Source organism: Streptomyces sp. NRRL S-340 (genome assembly GCF_000720185.1).
GTDB lineage: Bacteria > Actinomycetota > Actinomycetes > Streptomycetales > Streptomycetaceae > Streptomyces.
Window position 1 is genome coordinate 131,144 of record NZ_JOIY01000004.1, and the last position, 14,018, is coordinate 145,161.

Annotated in this window: 11 protein-coding genes; 7 read left to right on the forward strand and 4 right to left on the reverse strand. The window is 72.2% G+C overall.

What is annotated here, in order from left to right:
* Positions 1 to 57: 57 nt before the first annotated feature.
* Entirely contained in the window at positions 58 to 2,481 is a 2,424-nt protein-coding gene (lon, locus tag IG64_RS03805) for an endopeptidase La (RefSeq protein WP_037851895.1), read from the reverse strand.
* A gap of 82 nt (positions 2,482 to 2,563) precedes the next feature.
* Entirely contained in the window at positions 2,564 to 3,517 is a 954-nt protein-coding gene (locus tag IG64_RS37425; RefSeq protein ID WP_234438377.1) for a rhomboid-like protein, read from the reverse strand.
* A gap of 230 nt (positions 3,518 to 3,747) precedes the next feature.
* On the opposite strand from IG64_RS37425, the gene IG64_RS03815 reads away from it, so the two are divergent.
* The 7 genes from IG64_RS03815 to IG64_RS03845 all read left to right on the forward strand — a co-directional run bounded on the left by IG64_RS03815 (position 3,748) and on the right by IG64_RS03845 (position 13,116).
* Positions 3,748 to 4,425: a spermidine synthase gene (locus IG64_RS03815; protein ID WP_037851896.1), complete on the forward strand. Its 678-nt coding sequence runs from the start codon at positions 3,748 to 3,750 to the stop codon at positions 4,423 to 4,425.
* A gap of 122 nt (positions 4,426 to 4,547) precedes the next feature.
* Positions 4,548 to 5,285: a response regulator transcription factor gene (locus IG64_RS03820; RefSeq protein WP_037851897.1), complete on the forward strand. Its 738-nt coding sequence runs from the start codon at positions 4,548 to 4,550 to the stop codon at positions 5,283 to 5,285.
* Entirely contained in the window at positions 5,282 to 6,388 is a 1,107-nt protein-coding gene (locus IG64_RS03825; protein ID WP_037851898.1) for a HAMP domain-containing sensor histidine kinase, read from the forward strand. The genes IG64_RS03820 and IG64_RS03825 overlap by 4 nt, the downstream gene beginning before the upstream one ends.
* Positions 6,389 to 6,749: 361 nt before the next feature.
* Positions 6,750 to 10,592: a multifunctional oxoglutarate decarboxylase/oxoglutarate dehydrogenase thiamine pyrophosphate-binding subunit/dihydrolipoyllysine-residue succinyltransferase subunit gene (locus IG64_RS03830; RefSeq protein WP_037851899.1), complete on the forward strand. Its 3,843-nt coding sequence runs from the start codon at positions 6,750 to 6,752 to the stop codon at positions 10,590 to 10,592.
* Between the two features lie 115 nt (positions 10,593 to 10,707).
* Positions 10,708 to 10,890 (forward strand): DUF6104 family protein, encoded by a 183-nt coding sequence (locus IG64_RS03835; protein WP_005312030.1) that lies wholly within the window; start codon positions 10,708 to 10,710, stop codon positions 10,888 to 10,890.
* Between the two features lie 248 nt (positions 10,891 to 11,138).
* Positions 11,139 to 12,068: a DUF4097 family beta strand repeat-containing protein gene (locus tag IG64_RS03840; RefSeq protein WP_037851900.1), complete on the forward strand. Its 930-nt coding sequence runs from the start codon at positions 11,139 to 11,141 to the stop codon at positions 12,066 to 12,068.
* Between the two features lies 1 nt (position 12,069).
* On the forward strand, positions 12,070 to 13,116 hold the full coding sequence (locus IG64_RS03845; RefSeq protein WP_037851902.1) for a PadR family transcriptional regulator: 1,047 nt from the start codon (positions 12,070 to 12,072) through the stop codon (positions 13,114 to 13,116).
* Positions 13,117 to 13,229: 113 nt separating this feature from the next.
* On the opposite strand, the gene IG64_RS03850 is transcribed toward IG64_RS03845, so the two are convergent.
* Entirely contained in the window at positions 13,230 to 13,793 is a 564-nt protein-coding gene (locus IG64_RS03850) for a Clp protease N-terminal domain-containing protein (protein ID WP_037851904.1), read from the reverse strand.
* Entirely contained in the window at positions 13,793 to 14,002 is a 210-nt protein-coding gene (locus IG64_RS03855) for a helix-turn-helix domain-containing protein (RefSeq protein ID WP_037851906.1), read from the reverse strand. Before IG64_RS03855 ends, IG64_RS03850 begins: the two co-directional genes overlap by 1 nt.
* Positions 14,003 to 14,018 lie beyond the last annotated feature (16 nt).

The window sequence follows — 14,018 nt, forward strand, 5'->3', positions numbered from 1 at the left end:
TGAAGGCCCGGGCCTCCCTCACGGGACCCGGGCCTTCACCCTGCCCGGCAGCGTCCGTCACGCCGCTGCCGGAACCTCCGCCTCCGCGCCGTTCACGGCCGGTGCGAGGGCCAGTTCCAGGACCTGGCGGACGTCGGTGACGGCGTGGACGTCGAGCTTGTCCAGCACCTCGGCGGGGACGTCGTCCAGGTCGGGTTCGTTGCGCTTGGGGATGATCACGGTCGTCACGCCCGCCCGGTGCGCGGCGAGCAGCTTCTGCTTGACGCCGCCGATGGGCAGGACCCGCCCGGTCAGCGACACCTCGCCGGTCATCGCCACGTCCGTGCGGACCAGACGGCCGGACAGGAGCGAGGCCAGGGCGGTGGTCATCGTGACGCCCGCGCTCGGTCCGTCCTTCGGCACCGCGCCCGCCGGGAAGTGGATGTGCACGCCCCGGTCCTTCAGATCGCCCACCGGCAGTTCCAGCTCGGCGCCGTGGCTGCGCAGGAAGCTGAGCGCGATCTGCGCGGACTCCTTCATCACGTCACCGAGCTGACCGGTCAGGGTCAGGCCCGCCGCGCCCGTCTCGGGATCCGCGAGGGACGCCTCGACGTACAGCACGTCGCCGCCCGCGCCGGTGACCGCGAGGCCGGTGGCCACCCCCGGCACGGCGGTCCGGCGCTCGGCCGGGTCCTGGGCGGACTCCGGCACGTGGTGCGGCCGGCCGATCAAACCCCGCAGATCGCCCTCGGTGACGGTGAACGGCAGCTCCCGCTCCCCCAGCTCGTGCTGGGCCGCCACCTTGCGCAGCAGCCGCGCGACGGACCGCTCCAGGGTGCGCACCCCGGCCTCGCGGGTGTACTCGCCCGCGAGCTTGCGCAGCGCGTCCTCCTCGATCGTGACCTCGTCCTTGTCGAGACCGGCCCGCTCCAGCTGGCGCGGGAGCAGGTGGTCGCGGGCGATGACGATCTTCTCGTCCTCGGTGTAGCCGTCCAGTCGCACGATCTCCATACGGTCGGCGAGGGCCTCCGGGATTGCCTCCAGGACGTTGGCGGTGGCCAGGAAGACGACGTCCGACAGGTCCAGCTCGACCTCCAGGTAGTGGTCCCGGAAGGTGTGGTTCTGCGCGGGGTCCAGGACCTCCAGCAGGGCCGCGGCCGGGTCGCCCCGGAAGTCGGAGCCGACCTTGTCGATCTCGTCGAGCAGGACCACCGGGTTCATCGACCCGGCCTCCTTGACGGCGCGCACGATGCGACCCGGCAGCGCGCCGACGTAGGTGCGCCGGTGGCCGCGGATCTCCGCCTCGTCCCGGACACCGCCGAGGGCGACGCGGACGAACTTGCGGCCCATCGCGTGGGCCACGGACTCGCCCAGGCTGGTCTTGCCGACGCCGGGCGGGCCGACCAGGGCGAGCACGGCACCGCCGCGGCGGCCGCCGATCACGCCGAGGCCGCGGTCGCTGCGGCGCTTGCGCACCGCCAGGTACTCGGTGATCCGCTCCTTCACGTCCTGCAGGCCCGCGTGCTCGGCGTCCAGGACCGCACGGGCGCCCTGGATGTCGTAGACGTCCTCGGTCCGCTCGTTCCACGGCAGTTCCAGGACGGTGTCCAGCCAGGTGCGGATCCAGGAGCCCTCGGGCGATGCGTCGGAGGCGCGCTCCAGCTTGTCGACCTCCTTGAGCGCGGCCTCGCGGACCTTGCCGGGAAGGTCGGCGGCCTCGACGCGGGCGCGGTAGTCGTCGCTCTCCTCGCCCTCGCTCTCGCCGTTCAGGTCGCGCAGTTCCTTGCGGACGGCCTCCAGCTGACGGCGCAGCAGGAACTCGCGCTGCTGCTTGTCGACGCCTTCCTGGACGTCCTTGGCGATGGTCTCGGCGACGTCCTGCTCGGCGAGGTGGTCGCGCAGCTGGCGGGTGGCGAGCCGGAGTCGGGCCACCGGCTCGGCGGTCTCCAGCAGCTCGATCTTCTGTTCGGTGGTCAGGAACGGCGAGTAGCCGGAGTTGTCGGCGAGCGCGGAGACGTCGTCGATGGCCTGGACACGGTCGACGACCTGCCAGGCGCCGCGCTTGCGCAGCCAGGCGGTGGCGAGGGCCTTGTACTCCTTGACCAGTTCGGCGACCTGGCCGGGCAGCGGGTCCGGCACGCTCTCGTCGATCCGCGTGCCCTCGACCCACAGCGCGGCGCCCGGCCCGGTGGTCCCGGCGCCGATGCTCACCCGGCTCCGGCCGCGGATCAGCGCGCCCGGATCGCCGTCGGCCAGCCGGCCGACCTGCTCGACCGTGCCCAGCACACCCGTCTTCGCGTACGTGCCCTCGATGCGTGGCACCAGCAGCACCCTGGGCTTCCCGGGCTCCGACCTGGCGGCGGCCTGCGCGGCCTCCACCGCGGCCCGCACCTCGGAATCACTCAGGTCCAGCGGCACCACCATGCCGGGCAGCACGACCTCGTCGTCGAGCGGCAGCACAGGCAGGGTGAGCGGTGTGAACGCCGTGGACTCAGCAGCCATGATCTCCCCTTCGGCAGTCAAGTTGAGCTATGCCGACTCAATGCACGAGCGGGGCCGATTGTTCCCAGGCGGCTGTTCGCCGTCAGCGATCACGGGCGAAGGAAAATTCCGGGCCTGGCCGGCGGGGGGCGCGCACCGGGGCGCGGGGGCGCAGCAGCGGCCGGCAGGCGATGCCGGCGGCGAGGGCGATGAGGTGGCCGCTGTCGGTCATCGGATCCGTGAACGCCACCAGGTTCACCACCAGCATCCCGCCGAACGCGACCAGGACGGGGCCGCCCAGCCAGGGGCGCAGCAGCCCGCACAGCGCGCCGACGCACGCGGCGACCCCGAAGCTGATCCCGTAGTCCAGGCGGTGCAGCGCGGCGCCGGGCAGCCGGCCGGCCAGGACCGCGACCCCGACGGGGATCTCGGTGGCCAGGGTGGCGAACACGTGCCCGAGCAGGAAGACGCCTGCCGCGCGCACCGACCCGACCCGCCGTTCGAGCGCCGTGAGCACCAGCAGGAAGCAGAGCGAGTACGCCGTCACCACCCCGCCCGCGACCCACAGCGCACTGGCCGCCAGCACCCCGACCGGCTCCCGCACCAGGTGGGCGACGTCCGTGCTGGAGCCGCGGTAGAGGGCGTCCAGCACGGCGGGATCGGTGTACCGCGCGACGAGCGAGGTGACGACGAGCACGATCGCGTACCAGAAGGTGAACGGCGTCCCGCCCGGACCGGGCAGCAGCCGCCGCACCCGCGCGCCGCCGAACCGGCTGCCCGACGCCCTGCCGGGCCGGCCGCCGCACGCGGCGGCGGGCGAGGACGCCGGGCGGGTCCGGGCGCACGCGGGCGCCGCCGGTGCCCCGAGCGCCGGGACCGCCGGGAGCGCGCCGTGCCCACGGGACTCCGGCCGCCCGGAAAGCTCCCCGGGCACGCCCTCACCCCGGCCGGCCTCCCGCGGCGCGGCGCCGGCGGGCGGGGCCGTCCGGGGCCGTTGCCGGGGCATGCCGTCCACCAGGGGCGGGGCCGCGGCGTCGGTGTCCGCAGTCCGTTCCACGGCAGGGCTCCTTGACGTCGGGCCCCCACCCTTGGCGTCCGGCGGGCCGCTGTCTATGACCGGCGCCACCCGGCGGCCGATTCACAGCAACCTATTAACTTCCCCCAGCCGCCGGGGCCGCCCGGCCCGTCGCCGCCCGCGCGGGCGAACGCGCCGTCCCCGCGCGGGGCTCCGCCCGCGTCACCCCTCAACCATGGGGTGGCGGGACCCCGTTCGGGCAGGATGACCGCATGAACGCCTCGTACGAGACACCCGTGGTCCTGGACCGCAGCGAGGGCCCGCACGGAGAGGTCGTGCTGCGCCGGCACGGGGAACTGCTGCAGATCATCGCCAACGGCTGCTTCCTGATGGACACCTCCGACGGACGGTCGGAACGGCTGCTCGTGGACGCCGCGCTCGCCGCGCTGGACGGCCGCCGCGCACCGCACGTGCTGATCGGCGGCCTCGGCGTCGGCTTCTCACTCGCGCACGCCGCGGCCCAGGACCGCTGGGGCCGGATCACGGTCGTCGAGCGCGAGCCGGCGATCGTCGGCTGGCACCGCGACGGACCGCTGGCCGCACTGACCGCGACGGCACTGGCGGACCCGCGCACCGACATCGTCGAGGCCGACCTGATCGCCTACGTCAATGAGACGTCCGCCACGTTCGACGCGCTGTGCCTGGACATCGACAACGGCCCCGGATGGACCGTCACGGAGGGCAACGGAGAGCTGTACACACCCCCCGGACTGGCAAGCTGCGCAAGGGTGTTGAGACCCGGTGGCGTGCTCGCGGTGTGGTCGGCGAAACCCTCTCCGGAATTTGAAGGAACCTTGCGGAATGTCGGGTTCAAGCAGGTGCGCACCGAAGAGATCCCGGTTGCCCGGGGCGTTCCGGACGTCGTGCACCTCGCCGTCAGGGCTGGATAGCAAAGGCACCGTGACTCCCCGTACGCTGCATCCCTGACGCCGATCATTCAAGCGTCAATCGCAACTACGCGCAGTCAAGGAATCACCCCACTGGTTCCGGAAAGCACACTCAGGGGCGGGCGATGGAGCAGACACACACCGCGCACAACGGCACGACGGCCGGACCGGGCGCGCAGCGCCGGGTCCTGGTGGTCGAGGACGACCAGACCATCATGGATGCCATCGCCACCCGCCTGCGCGCCGAGGGCTTCCTGGTGCAGACCGCGGGCGACGGGCCGAGCGCGGTCGACACCGCGGAGGCCTGGCAGCCCGATCTGCTGATCCTCGACATCATGCTGCCCGGCTTCGACGGCCTGGAGGTCTGCCGCCGGGTCCAGGCCCAGCGGCCGGTGCCGGTGCTGATGCTCACCGCGCGCGACGACGAGACGGACATGCTGGTCGGCCTCGGGGTCGGCGCCGACGACTACATGACCAAGCCGTTCTCCATGCGGGAGCTGGCGGCGCGCGTGCACGTGCTGCTGCGCCGCGTGGAGCGGGCGGCGCTGGCCGCGGCGACCCCGCGCAGCGGGATCCTGCGCCTGGGCGAGCTGGAGATCGACCACGCGCAGCGCAGGGTGCGGGTGCGCGGCGAGGACGTCCACCTGACGCCGACCGAGTTCGACCTGCTGGTGTGCCTGGCGAACACCCCGCGCGCGGTGCTCTCGCGCGAGCAGCTCCTGGCGGAGGTGTGGGACTGGGCGGACGCCTCCGGCACCCGTACCGTCGACAGCCACATCAAGGCGCTGCGCCGGAAGATCGGCGCCGAGCGGATCCGCACGGTGCACGGCGTGGGCTACGCCCTGGAGACGCCGACCCCATGAGCGGGGGGCCGGCCGCGCGCGGGGACCGGGGGGAGCCCTGGGGCGGGGTACGCCCGTTCTCGGTCAAGACGAAACTGGGCGCGCTGGTCGTCATCGCGGTGCTGATCACCACCGGACTGTCGATGATCGCGGTGCACACCAAGACCGAGCTGCGCTTCATCATGGTCTTCTCCATGATCGCCACGCTCCTGATCACCCAGTTCGTGGCGCACTCGCTGACCGCCCCGCTGGACGAGATGAACGCGGTGGCCCGCTCCATCTCGCACGGCGACTACACCCGCCGGGTGCGCGAGAACCGCCGGGACGAGCTGGGCGACCTCGCCCAGACGATCAACCGCATGGCGGACGAGCTGGCCGCCCAGGACCGCCAGCGCAAGGAGCTGGTGGCGAACGTCTCGCACGAGCTGCGCACGCCGATCGCGGGCCTGCGCGCGGTCCTGGAGAACATCGTCGACGGGGTCACCGAGGCCGACGCGGAGACCATGCGCACGGCCCTGAAGCAGACCGAGCGGCTGGGCCGCCTGGTGGAGACCCTGCTGGACCTGTCCCGCCTGGACAACGGCGTGGTGCCGCTCAGGGCGCGGCGCTTCGAGGTGTGGCCGTACCTGTCAGGTGTGCTGAAGGAGGCCAACATGGTGGCCTCCGCGCGCGCGGGCATGGCCTCCGGTTCCGGCAGTCACACCCGTACGGACGTCCACCTGCGGCTCGACGTCGAACCGCTGAGCCTGACCGCGCACGCCGATCCCGAGCGGATCCACCAGGTGGTCGCCAATCTCATCGACAACGCCGTCAAGCACAGCCCGCCGCACGGCCGGGTGACGGTGCGGGCGCGGCGCGGGCCGCAGCCGGAGTCGCTGGAGCTGGAGGTCATCGACGAGGGGCCGGGCATCCCGCGCTCCGAGTGGCACCGCGTCTTCGAGCGCTTCAACCGGGGCGCCGTGAGCCGGCCGCACGGACCCGGCAGCGACGGCGGTACGGGCCTGGGGCTGGCGATCGCCCGCTGGGCGGTGGATCTGCACGGCGGCCGGATCGGTGTGGCCGAATCCGATCGAGGCTGCCGGATCCTCATCACCCTTCCCGGGCTTCCCTCTGTACCAAGTTGACGTAAAGTTCGATCCGGAACCTCAAGATCCACGAGCGGTCCACGAGCGGTCCACGAGCGTGGCGCCGCCCGGCCGGCAGCCCGGCGGCGCTCCTGCCGGTACGTCTGCGGCCGGCTCCCGCCGCAGGCGGACACGTGTGACCGGGCCGGGGCCTGCACCCTCCTGGGGCCAGGCCCGGATGGCCCCTTCCCTCTCACAGGCGAACCACGCTTGTTTCCCGCCATTTCAAGCCCCGAAACACAGCTTTCGATGTGACTTACGCGACGATGAACGGGCTCGACCTGACCTTCGCGCTCTTGGAGGCGTAGCCTTTATTCCCGCTGTCCATCACCTTGTGAAGCGGAAGAGGGCGGTTGCCGCCGTGTCGCCACAGTCCCCCAGTAACTCGAGCATCTCGACCGAGACCGACCAAGCCGGGAAGAACCCCGCAGCCGCGTTCGGTGCCAACGAGTGGCTCGTCGACGAGATCTATCAGCAGTACCTCCAGGACCCGAACTCCGTAGACCGTGCCTGGTGGGACTTCTTCGCCGACTACAAGCCGGGGGCCGCCGCCGCTGCCCCGACGGCTCCGGCGGGTACTGCGGCCACGGGGGCCGCAGGCACCACCCCCACGGCTCCCCAGGCGCCCGCCGCCCCGGCGGCCCCGGCCCGGCCCGCGCAGGCCCCGGCCGCGCCGCCCGCCGCCGCTCCGGCACCGGCCGCCCCGGCCCCCGCCGCCGCGGCCCCGGCGCCCGCTCCGGCGAAGCCCGCCGCGCAGGCCCCGGCCCCGGCGAAGCCGGCCGCCGCCAAGCCCGCGCCCGCCGCCAAGAAGGCCGAGCCCGCCACCGAGGCCCCCGCCGGCCCCGAGTACGTGACGCTGCGCGGCCCGTCCGCCGCGGTCGCCAAGAACATGAACGCCTCCCTGGAGCTGCCCACGGCCACGTCCGTGCGCGCCGTCCCGGTGAAGCTGCTGTTCGACAACCGCATCGTCATCAACAACCACCTCAAGCGGGCCCGGGGCGGGAAGATCTCCTTCACGCACCTCATCGGCTACGCGATGGTGCAGGCCATCAAGGCCATGCCGTCGATGAACTGGTCGTTCGGCGAGAAGGACGGCAAGCCGACCCTCGTCAAGCCGGCCCACGTCAACCTCGGTCTCGCCATCGACCTGGTCAAGCCCAACGGCGACCGCCAGCTCGTCGTCGCGGCGATCAAGAAGGCCGAGACGCTGAACTTCTTCGAGTTCTGGCAGGCCTACGAGGACATCGTCCGCCGCGCCCGCGACGGCAAGCTGACGATGGACGACTTCACCGGCGTCACCGTCTCCCTCACCAACCCCGGCGGCCTCGGCACGGTCCACTCCGTGCCGCGTCTGATGCCCGGCCAGTCGGTGATCATGGGCGTCGGCTCCATGGACTACCCGGCGGAGTTCCAGGGCACCAGCCAGGACACCCTGAACAAGCTCGGCATCTCCAAGGTCATGACGCTCACGTCGACCTACGACCACCGGGTGATCCAGGGCGCCGCCTCCGGCGAGTTCCTGCGCCAGGTCGCCAACCTGCTGCTCGGCGAGAACGGCTTCTACGACGAGATCTTCGAGGCGCTGCGCATCCCCTACGAGCCGGTCCGCTGGCTCAAGGACATCGACGCCAGCCACGACGACGACGTCACCAAGGCCGCCCGCGTCTTCGAGCTGATCCACTCCTACCGGGTCCGCGGCCACGTCATGGCCGACACCGACCCGCTGGAGTACCAGCAGCGCAAGCACCCCGACCTGGACATCACCGAGCACGGGCTCACCCTGTGGGACCTGGAGCGCGAGTTCGCCGTCGGCGGCTTCGCCGGCAAGTCGATGATGAAGCTGCGCGACATCCTCGGCGTGCTGCGCGACTCGTACTGCCGCACCGTCGGCATCGAGTTCATGCACATCCAGGACCCCAAGCAGCGCAAGTGGATCCAGGACCGCGTGGAGCGCCCGCACTCCAAGCCGGAGCGCGAGGAGCAGCTGCGCATCCTGCGCCGGCTGAACGCGGCGGAGGCCTTCGAGACCTTCCTGCAGACGAAGTACGTCGGCCAGAAGCGCTTCTCCCTGGAGGGCGGCGAGTCCGTCATCCCGCTGCTCGACGCGGTCCTCGACTCGGCCGCCGAGTCGCGCCTGGACGAGGTCGTCATCGGCATGGCCCACCGCGGCCGCCTCAACGTGCTCGCCAACATCGTCGGCAAGTCCTACGCGCAGATCTTCCGCGAGTTCGAGGGCAACCTCGACCCGAAGTCGATGCACGGCTCCGGCGACGTGAAGTACCACCTGGGCGCCGAGGGCACCTTCACCGGCCTGGACGGCGAGCAGATCAAGGTCTCGCTGGCCGCGAACCCGTCCCACCTGGAGACGGTCGACCCGGTCATCGAGGGCATCTCCCGCGCCAAGCAGGACATCATCAACAAGGGCGGCACGGACTTCACCGTCCTGCCGGTGGCGATCCACGGCGACGCGGCCTTCGCGGGCCAGGGCGTGGTGGCCGAGACCCTGAACATGTCGCAGCTGCGCGGCTACCGCACCGGCGGCACGGTCCACATCGTCATCAACAACCAGGTCGGCTTCACCGCCGCCCCGGAGTCCTCGCGCTCCTCGATGTACGCCACCGACGTGGCCCGCATGATCGAGGCCCCGATCTTCCACGTCAACGGCGACGACCCCGAGGCCGTCGTGCGCGTGGCGCGGCTCGCCTTCGAGTTCCGCCAGGCGTTCAACAAGGACGTGGTGATCGACCTCATCTGCTACCGCCGCCGCGGTCACAACGAGTCGGACAACCCGGCCTTCACCCAGCCGCTGATGTACGACCTGATCGACAAGAAGCGCTCGGTGCGCAAGCTCTACACCGAGTCCCTGATCGGTCGCGGCGACATCACCCTGGAAGAGGCCGAGCAGGCGCTGCAGGACTACCAGGGCCAGCTGGAGAAGGTCTTCACCGAGGTCCGCGAGGCCACCTCGCAGCCGTCCGCCCCGCAGTCCCCGGACCCGCAGGCGGGCTTCCCGGTCGAGGTCAGCACCGCGATCTCCGCCGAGGTCGTCAAGCGCATCGCCGAGTCCCAGGTCAACATCCCCGACCACTTCACCGTCCACCCGCGTCTGCTGCCGCAGCTGCAGCGCCGGGCGGCCATGGTCGAGGACGGCACCATCGACTGGGGCATGGGCGAGACCCTCGCCATCGGCTCGCTGCTCCTGGAGGGCGTCCCGGTCCGGCTCTCCGGCCAGGACTCCCGCCGCGGCACCTTCGGCCAGCGCCACGCGGTGCTGATCGACCGCGAGACCGGCGAGGACTACACGCCGCTGCTGTACCTGTCCGACGACCAGGCCCGCTACAACGTCTACGACTCGCTGCTCTCCGAGTACGCGGTCATGGGCTTCGAGTACGGCTACTCGCTGACCCGCCCGGACGCGCTGGTGATGTGGGAGGCCCAGTTCGGCGACTTCGCCAACGGCGCCCAGTCGGTCATCGACGAGTACATCTCGGCCGCCGAGCAGAAGTGGGGCCAGACCTCCGGCGTCACGCTGCTGCTGCCGCACGGCTACGAGGGCCAGGGCCCGGACCACTCCTCGGCCCGCATCGAGCGCTACCTCCAGCTGTGCGCGCAGAACAACATGACGGTCGCGATGCCGACCCTGCCGTCGAACTACTTCCACCTCCTGCGGTGGCAGGTGCACAACCCGCACCACAAGCCGCTGGTGGTCTTCACCCCGAAGTCGATGCTGCGCCTGAAGGCCGCCGCCTCGAAGACGGAGGAGTTCACGACGGGCCAGTTCCGCCCGGTCATCGGCGACGACTCGGTCGAGCCGAACGCCGTGAAGAAGGTCGTCTTCTGCGCCGGCAAGGTCTACTACGACCTCGACGCCGAGCGGAAGAAGCGCGGCGTGACGGACACCGCGATCATCCGCATCGAGCGCCTGTACCCGCTGCCGGGTGCGGAGCTGCAGGCGGAGATCAAGAAGTACCCGAACGCCGAGAAGTACCTGTGGACGCAGGAGGAGCCGGCGAACCAGGGTGCCTGGCCGTTCATCGCGCTCAACCTGATCGACCACCTGGACCTGGCGGTCGGCGCGGACGTGCCGCACAGCGAGCGGCTGCGCCGCATCTCGCGTCCGCACTCCTCCTCCCCGGCCGTGGGTTCCGCCAAGCGGCACCAGGCCGAGCAGGAGCAGCTGGTGCGCGAGGTGTTCGAGGCGTAACCGCTGCCGCGGGGCGCCGTCGCCGCGCGGACCGCGACCGGCCGGGCCGCACCCCCTCACCGGGGGTGCGGCCCGGCCGTTTCCGCGATGCTGCGGCGCCTCTATCCTTGACCTCATGTACTTCACCGACCGTGGCATCGAAGAGCTGGAGAAGAGGCGGGGCGAGGAGGAGGTCACCTTCGAGTGGCTCGCCGAGCAGCTGCGGACCTTCGTCGACCTGAACCCGGACTTCGAGGTCCCGGTGGAGCGGCTGGCCACCTGGCTGGCGCGGCTGGACGACGAGGACGACGAGGAGTAAGGACCGGCGGACGGCCGGGACGGGGCGCCCCTTCGGGGGCGCCTTTCGCGTTCCACCCCACCTTCGGACCGTGCGCGACGCTCGCGTTCTCACGGTGTGTCTTGACTTTCCGTGTCCGCGATATATCGTGTCCTGTGGGGTCGCGATATGGCGTGTCGTCTCCGGTGTGCCGCTCGCCTCCCCGACCCGGTCCCGTCTTCCGGTCCTGCCGCCCCGCGGGGTCCGGTCCGTCCCAGGAGGTCTGCACCATGTCCGAGTGGTCCGTGGGCGAGCCCGTCAAGCTCACCTTCGACGAGCCCCCGACGCAGCTGAACGTCCGCATCGTCCACGGAACGGTCAACGTCGTGGGCACGGACGACGGCTCCGCCCGTATGGAGGTCTCCCGTATCGAGGGACCGCCCCTGGTCGTCACCCAGCGCGGCTCCGTCCTGACCGTGGCCTACGACGACCTGCCCTGGAAGGGCCTCCTCAAGTGGCTCGACCGCAGGGGCTGGCAGCGCAGTGCCGTCATCTCCCTGGCCGTCCCCGCGAGCACGCACGTCGAGGTCGGGGTCGTCGGCGCCGCCGCCATGGTCTCGGGCATCGACGGGCGCACGGAGGTGAAGGGCGTCACCGGCGACACCACGCTGGTGGGCGTCACCGGCCCGGTCCGCGCGGACACCGTCTCGGGGAACGTGGAGGCGCAGGCCCTCTCGGGTGACCTCCGGTTCAAGTCGGTGTCCGGTGACCTGACCCTGGTCGAGGGTTCCGGCTCCTCGGTGCGGGCCGACTCCGTGAGCGGATCGATGATCGTCGACCTCGCCCGGGCGGCCTCCCCCACCGACATCAGCCTGACGAACGTCTCCGGCGAGATCGCCATCCGCCTGCCCCACCCGGCCGACGCCGAGGTGGAGGCCAACACGGCGAGCGGCTCGGTCTCCAACGCCTTCGAGGACCTCAGGGTGAGCGGGCAGTGGGGCGCCAAGCGGATCACGGGTCGGCTGGGCACCGGCCGGGGCAGGCTGAAGGCGACGACGGTCTCCGGTTCCATCGCCCTGCTGCGGCGCCCGCCCGCCGAGGAGGACGCCCCCTGGGGTTCCGGCCCCGCCGGTGGCGGCCCCGCCGACGCGCCGGCCGACACCGCCGACGGCACGCCCGACGGCCCGACCGCCGGACCGACCGACAAGAAGGTGCTCTGACATGCCCCCCGTCTTCGCCCACGGCCGCCTCCGTCTCTATCTGCTCAAGCTGCTCGACGAGGCCCCGCGCCACGGCTACGAGGTGATCCGCCTCCTGGAGGAGCGCTTCCAGGGCCTGTACGCACCCTCCGCCGGAACCGTCTACCCCCGGCTGGCGAAGCTGGAGGCAGAGGGCCTGGTCACCCACACCACCGAGGGCGGCCGGAAGGTGTACGCCATCACCGACGCCGGCCGCGCCGAACTGGCCGACCGCAGTGGTGAACTGGCCGATCTGGAACTGGAGATCCGCGAGTCGGTCGCCGAACTCGCCGCCGAGATCCGGGCCGACGTGCGCGGCGCCGCGGGCGATCTGCGGCGTGAGATGCGCGCGGCGGCCTCCCAGGCCCGGCAGGGTTCCACCGGGGGCTCGGGCGCACAGGAGCACGCCGGCACCGACAGCGACGACAAAGAGGCCTGGCGCGCCGCCAAGGAGGAGATGCGCCGCGTCAAGCAGGAGTGGAAGGAGCAGGCCCGGCGGGCCAAGGACGAGAGCCGCCGGGCACGCGAGGAGGCCCAGCGCGCCCGGCGCCAGGCCAAGGAGGCCCAGGAGCGGGCGCGGGCCCAGGCCCAGGAGGAGTTCCAGCGCATCGCCCGGCGGGTGCAGGACCAGGTGCAGGACCACTTCGCGCGCGGCGACTGGCCCACGGGGGTGCGTGAGGGCCTGACCGAGCTGACCAAGGAGTTCGGCGACTTCGGCAAGGAGTTCGGCAAGGGCCTGGCCAAGGACTTCGGCTTCGGACCGGCGGCCGCCGGTGCGCAGGGGCCCGCCGAGTACTCCGAGACACCGCCGGGCTTCCCCGCCGCCTACGAACCGTCCTGGGCGCACGAGGACAGCACCGGCGACCCGGCCCGCGACCTGGACCGGCTCCTGGACCGCTTCCGCGACGACATCCGCGACGCGGCCCGCGACCACGGCGTCAGCGCCGATCAGCTCCGCGCCACGCGCCGTCATCTGGCGACGGCCGCGGCACACATCGGGGAGGTCCTGCGCGGCACCCCGAAGCCCTGAGAGGGCGGGCCTGGGACGCGCGCCCGGGGCGCGAGGGGGCCGGCCGGTGCCCCGGCGCCCACCGCCCCACGGGTGGAGGGCGCCGGCCAGGGGCCGGGCCGCCGGGCACGGCCTCAGCCGGCCGCCCGGGTCTCCGTGTCGCCATACAGGACGCGGGTCAGCGACGTGTACGTCACCCCGTGGTCGGCGAGCGCCTCGCAGGGCACACCCGGCCGGACGGCCAGGGCGAGGAGGATGTGCTCGTCACCGATGCGCCGGTCACGGCGGGCCACCGCCATGCGCAGCGCCTTCTCCAGGGTGCGCTTGGCGCCGCGGCCGAAGGGACGGCGGCCCGACCAGGGCTCGCCCTCCCGGCCCGCGGACAGGGCTCCGGCACCGTGCGCCTCCTCCACCCGGGAGACGATCTCCAGGACGTCGATGCCGAGCCCGGCGAGGGCGTCGGTGTCGGCGCGGGAGAGACCGGCGCGCCGCCGCGCGTCATGCAGTTCCCGCCGTACGGCGTCCTTGTGCGCGTCCAGTCCCAGCGCCGCCAGGGCGAAGGATGCGCGGCTCGCTTCGCGGTCCAGTACGGCGAGCAGCAGATGCTCGGCGTCCACGGACGGCGAGCCGCCCGCTTCGGCATGGGCCACGGCCCCCTGCACGACGGCCCGGGCGTCCTTCGTGAACCGTTCGAACATCACTGCCTCCCGTACTTCTTGTGCACGGCCTGCCTGCTGACGCCGAGTTCGGCGGCGATCTCCTGCCACGACCAGCCCTGGTTGCGCGCACTGCGCACCTGCACCGCCTCCAGCTGCTCGAGCAGCCGGCGCAGTGCGGCGACGGCCCGCAGCCCGACCCGCGGGTCGCGGTCGCCCGCCCGTTCGGCGAGATCCGTTGCGTCGGTCATGCTGTCAACGTACGTT

Bases quoted from the DNA above. Each gene is read 5' to 3' on its own strand.
- lon (WP_037851895.1), bottom strand. From the start codon at position 2,481: ATGGCTGCTGAGTCCACGGCGTTCACACCGCTCACCCTGCCTGTGCTG.
- IG64_RS03815 (WP_037851896.1), top strand. From the start codon at position 3,748: ATGAACGCCTCGTACGAGACACCCGTGGTCCTGGACCGCAGCGAGGGC.
- IG64_RS03820 (WP_037851897.1), top strand. From the start codon at position 4,548: ATGGAGCAGACACACACCGCGCACAACGGCACGACGGCCGGACCGGGC.
- IG64_RS03825 (WP_037851898.1), top strand. From the start codon at position 5,282: ATGAGCGGGGGGCCGGCCGCGCGCGGGGACCGGGGGGAGCCCTGGGGC.
- IG64_RS03835 (WP_005312030.1), top strand. From the start codon at position 10,708: ATGTACTTCACCGACCGTGGCATCGAAGAGCTGGAGAAGAGGCGGGGC.
- IG64_RS03840 (WP_037851900.1), top strand. From the start codon at position 11,139: ATGTCCGAGTGGTCCGTGGGCGAGCCCGTCAAGCTCACCTTCGACGAG.
- IG64_RS03845 (WP_037851902.1), top strand. From the start codon at position 12,070: ATGCCCCCCGTCTTCGCCCACGGCCGCCTCCGTCTCTATCTGCTCAAG.
- IG64_RS03850 (WP_037851904.1), bottom strand. From the start codon at position 13,793: ATGTTCGAACGGTTCACGAAGGACGCCCGGGCCGTCGTGCAGGGGGCC.
- IG64_RS03855 (WP_037851906.1), bottom strand. From the start codon at position 14,002: ATGACCGACGCAACGGATCTCGCCGAACGGGCGGGCGACCGCGACCCG.